This is a genomic window from Dethiosulfatibacter sp. (genome assembly GCF_983023055.1).
This window is the reverse complement of record NZ_CEZJXU010000090.1, coordinates 1,946-7,013: the sequence shown is the minus strand read 5'-3', so window position 1 is coordinate 7,013 and position 5,068 is coordinate 1,946. Positions and strand designations below refer to the sequence as shown.

Below are 5,068 nucleotides of genomic sequence, written 5' to 3'. Positions count from 1 at the left end.
AGATAAGGCTTTGGTCCTTCTCCTATGGTGTCAATATATTCCTGTCTTTTGTCTCTGTTACCACGTATTGTATCAGTAGTTTCCTTTGCAATCCCATTGACCTTTGCAAATATTTCATCATTGTCCGCTATAGGAAGTTTTGTTATATCTATTTCTCCAGAGTTGATCTTTTCCGCTATCTCCTGTGGATTGAGACCTGTGTTGACCATTGCATTTCCTATCCAGAATGCAGCGCCCTGTGCAAGTCCTCCGCCTTCCTTTATATTGTCAACCAATACGTTTGGAAGAGGCTTTTCTATTTCGTCAACTCCATCGACTCCAAGGAGTCTGGCAACGGTTCTTTCCACTGTAACAGTAGTATGTCTGTTTATGAATCCTTGAGTTTCCGAAGCTATATTTTTCGCCGCATTTCTTGCGCTGCTTATTGCTTCAGGATTTAAATTTAATTTACTTTTCAACAATATCACTTCCTTTTAAAATTTCTTTGGCGGAATTTATTACTTCCTCCTGCAGTCCCATGAGCTCTGCAATATTTATTGCATCCCTTGGAACCTGGCTGATGCTGTCTGCCGATATCAGCCTGTAATCCATGTTTTCACTTATTATTTCCATTCCCTTTTCAGGGTTTTCTGTCAAATTCTTTCTTATGTCTTCCATGTCTGTATCCCTAAGTCCTGCAACCTGGAGTTTTTGCACTTCATTACCTGATGCACCGTCAAAATGTGTAGTAATGACAGATAGTGAATTTTTGTCTGCCAGGTAGCCTATAATACTTTTGGTTATGGCATATCCTTCAACTGGATTGGTACCTCCCGCCAGCTCGTCTATGAGAATAAGACATCTTTCATCGACCCTTTCAAGGGCTCTTTTAATATTGCATATCTCCGCTCCAAAGGTGCTCAGTCCTTTTTCAACAGACTGTTCATCCCCTATGGATATGAAGATATTTTCCGAAAGACCTATGGTGCAGTCTTTACATGGTACATGAAGTCCGAGGGCCGCTGCTGCAGCCGCCAGGCCAATCATTTTAAGACTTACAGTCTTTCCACCCATGTTTGCTCCCGTAATGCAGGTTGCCGGCCTGTCCAGGTTTATGGATACAGGTACATAGGATTTGCCGTTTTTTGTTAATGCCTCTTCTGTTTTAAGATGACGCCCTTCATTTATTTTTATTTTATGCTCTTCTATTATTTGCGGTCGTATGGAGTAAGTCACCCTAGCTTCTCTTAATTTCGCCAGGACCAGATCAATCTTCCCTATTGCTTTAAAATCAATGTAGAATCTTTCACTACACTCTCCGATTTTCTCCGACAGCTTTGCCATTATACTGTATTCTTCCTCTTCTTCCAGTACCTTAAGGCTGTTCATCTCCAATATCATTTTATCGATCTTTGCCGTATTTTTGATGGAGTATACAATTCCTGTTCCTGATTCAGAGGATGGATAAATCCTTGAGTCTTTGTCCATTTTTTTAATGAGATCAGCCTCTGTTTTATTAAGGGAAATATCTCCCTTCAGATTGATCCTTAAATCATAATCCTTTTTGAGGCTGTTCTTAATTTCTATTTTTATTTCCTTAATCTTTCTGTTAAGGTTGTTTTTTTCTTTTCTTATGGATTCCAGTTTCTCTGAGTAGCTGTCGTAAATATAAAAAGTGTTGAGGCCTTCTTCTCCAGGGTCAAGTAACTTTACAATGTCTTCAAGACTTCCCACCCTGATTTCATCAAAGGGACAGTTGACATCTATAATCCTTCTTGTCTTTTCTATGAGCATTGAAAAGTTTTTCACCTCGAAAAGTTCAACTGTCGTTAAAACCTCTCCTTTTTCAGCCCTGTATATGGATTCTGAAATTTCCTTCACATGGGTCAGTACCGAAAAGAGCTTCTTGTTCAGGTAATACTCCTCAAGATAATCCATTAGGTTGTATTCTCTTTCAAGTGCTTTTTCGTCTCCCGGTCTGTATGACCTCATCTCCTTTTTCCCCTTCGTTCCGTAAGGAGAAAGGGGATTGATCTTATCAAGGAGAACCTCTATGTTTAGTATTTCATAAACCTGCTTGTCAGCCAATAAGTTCATATAGTCATCCTCCTCGGCAAAGCGACTATGTCGCGTCATCCAGTACACAACGGTTACATCGCGTTAGACGCGAAGCGGATAGTGTACAAGCGGTGTTGCCAGCGTGGAAAGTTTACCTTAACAGTAAAATACCAATGCTTCAAGGGATTTTACATATTTAAAACTTTCCTAAGCTAAGCTAGTACATCAAACACAACAATATTTCTTAGCCGTTCTCTGATTTTTTCTGTGAGTTCACTGCTGTCAAAGCTGTATCCATAGGGAGAAAGAGGATTAACGGTTACAGCTTCAATGTTTATATTGTTAAGAACCTTAAGTTTCAAACCTTTCTTTATCAGCTCATTCCAGCTGAAGCGGTCTGAAAAGACCTTGGTTCCGTTTTCTATTATTATTTCATAATTTTTTTTACCATTAGCCAGGTCCTTAAGCATTGAGCTTGTTGCCGCCCCTGCTATGTATATGTACCTGGTATTTTCATCCACATAGGTGGTAAGGGTCTTTCCCCTTCCAAGACCTGTCTTAATCTCAGGATATATAATATTGTAGTCACCGTCGATGATGCAGGTCCTGTTCAGTTTTTCCCTTATTGCTTTCAGTCTTTCATCTTCTACCCGTGGAAGGGAATAGATTTCTATGAAGTATGCAGTTTCAAGAACGACCTTTTTCATATCCCTGCTGAGGACTGCCCCAGTTGATACTATACAGGAGTCCGTTATGAGAGGGGAGGAAACTGCCTTTCTGTCTATTGCACCGTCTATGAGGACCAGATCCACTCCATATTCAATCATCCTGTCCTTAAGCTTCATCATGTCTTTGGAATTAACAGGACCAGCTATCTGAATACATCCTTCTTCCTTTACCCTGCATATGATGATATTGCCCATAGGGCTTGTGAATTCTGTACTTTCAAGAATTTCAAGTCCTGCATCACCAAGTTCCAATGTGGACTTAGCAGTAGCAATGATGGTGCCTTCCGAAACGAAGATTTCTGGCTTGTCCGTGTCTGTAACAAGGTCAACCCTTTCTCCGTCTCTTCCAGTGGAAGTAAGTCCCAGCAATATGTCCGCTTCATAGGCTTCCTCTATGAGATAATTCATGGTAACCGTCTTCCCTGCATTCTTCGCAAGTCCAATAATGGAAACCGAGGTGTATTTTTCATTTAAATTGTCTATTAGTCTCATAAAATCATCCTTTTTTCAGCAAAGTTCCAAAAATCATATGAATAGGTTTTTGGTTCTAGCTGGGTTAGGAAATTCAGTATGAATGTTCCCTGCTCCGTCGATTATGTCTTTCTCTATTTGATAAGGTTGAAAGACATATCTCCAAGTCACGACCTCACAATCATACCGAATTTCCTTACTTAGCATAACCTGTTCTGTTAATCTAATAAATTTTCTTATATGATTTTCTCAGTACTATATCATTTAGTACTGAATTTAATATGTTTTCTGAACCCGAAAAGCTGTACAACCAGCAAGAGAAATGAAGAAATAATGGCGAGGTCTCGACTTGGAGGTCCGACAATCATCCTTTTTAAATAAAAGATTGTCGTGCCGACGGAGTAGGGAGTCATTGTTTTTCATTTTTCGTACCCCGCAGCACTAGCAAATTAGTTATTATGCTAAAGTTTCTTCCTTGGATTTCTTATTTTTCTTCTCAGTTCTCATTGCTCTTTCAAGATAAGTAGGTTCAAGGTTGAGTCTTTCACCTGCAAGTAGTGATGCAACACCTGTAAGGTGACTTTCCTTCTTGCCCTGACATACATCACACTGACATTCAAGTTCTTCAGTCTGTGCAGGCTCTGTATAGGTTGTTATAACACCTTCAAAGTTTCTAAGAACAAGTTTGTTTGTCGTTCTTGACATTACATAGTCTGGCATTACAGGAATCTTTCCTCCGCCACCAGGTGCATCAACAACAAATGTTGGTACTGCAAATCCTGAAGTATGCCCTCTAAGTCCTTCGATTATTTCTATACCTTTTCCAACTGTAGTTCTGAAATGTGATATTCCAAGAGAAAGGTCACACTGATAGATATAGTAAGGTCTTACCCTGTTTTTAACCAATTCATGCACAAGATCCTTCATTACAAATACACAGTCGTTTACTCCTCTTAAAAGTACTGACTGGTTTCCCAGAGGAATACCTGCATCTGCAAGCTTTCTTAAAGCTTCTTTTGCTTCCGGTGTAACTTCCTTTGGATGGTTAAAGTGAGTATTCAACCATATTGGATGATATTTCTTAAGCATGTTTACAAGATCATCTGTAATCCTTTGAGGCATTACCACTGGAACTCTTGATCCAAGTCTTATTATTTCAACATGAGGTATCGCTCTCAGCTTCTGAATGATTTTTTCAAGCTTGTCATCTGATATCAACAAGGCATCTCCACCTGAAAGTACTATGTCTCTTACCTGAGGTGTATCTCTTATATAGTCTATTGCCTTTTCTATTCTTTCCATTGGCATTGAATGATCTGCCTGACCTGCAAATCTTCTTCTAGTACAGTGTCTGCAATACATTGAGCACTGGTCTGTCAAAAGAAGAAGAACTCTGTCAGGATATCTGTGAGTAAGTCCTGGCACAGGTGAATCTCCATCTTCGTGAAGAGGGTCAACCATGTCCGACTTGCTTATGAATGTTTCAGCAATTGTAGGAACAGCCTGCATTCTTATGGGGCATCTATGATCGTCCTTGTCCATATGTGCAGCATAGTAAGGAGTGATTCCCATTCTAAACTTTTCAAGTACGGAATTGATGTCCACTTCTTCCTGGTCTGTAACATTTATTACCTGCTTCAATTGTTCAACAGTGTTTATTCTATTTCTTACCTGCCATTGCCAGTCATCCCATTCTTCTTGTTTAACATCTTTCCATATATCTATTTTATTAAAATATGCCATTATTTTCTCCTTTCATTTTACAACCGATCCATTAATTCTTAGACCGTCGATTTAATAATGCTTTAAATGTAAATATTCTGAGAATTGGA

General features: G+C 39.3%; 4 protein-coding genes. All 4 read right to left on the bottom strand.

Annotated elements, in window-relative coordinates; all coding sequences use genetic code 11:
• A partial coding sequence (locus tag AC3AX0_RS04795) for a lysine 5,6-aminomutase subunit alpha TIM-barrel domain-containing protein (protein WP_487549168.1) occupies window positions 1-467 on the bottom strand: 467 nt, incomplete at its 3' end.
• The gene (gene kamC / locus AC3AX0_RS04790) at window positions 448-2,076 is read right to left on the bottom strand and encodes a lysine 5,6-aminomutase reactivase ATPase KamC (RefSeq protein WP_487549167.1); all 1,629 of its coding nucleotides are present in this window, start codon (window positions 2,074-2,076) and stop codon (window positions 448-450) included. The genes kamC and AC3AX0_RS04795, both read right to left, overlap by 20 nt.
• Window positions 2,077-2,249: 173 nt before the next feature.
• Window positions 2,250-3,257: a lysine 5,6-aminomutase reactivase subunit KamB gene (kamB, locus tag AC3AX0_RS04785; RefSeq protein ID WP_487549166.1), complete on the bottom strand. Its 1,008-nt coding sequence runs from the start codon at window positions 3,255-3,257 to the stop codon at window positions 2,250-2,252.
• Window positions 3,258-3,692: 435 nt separating this feature from the next.
• Window positions 3,693-4,979, bottom strand: coding sequence for a lysine 2,3-aminomutase (gene kamA / locus AC3AX0_RS04780; protein WP_487549165.1), 1,287 nt, complete (start codon window positions 4,977-4,979; stop codon window positions 3,693-3,695).
• Window positions 4,980-5,068 lie beyond the last annotated feature (89 nt).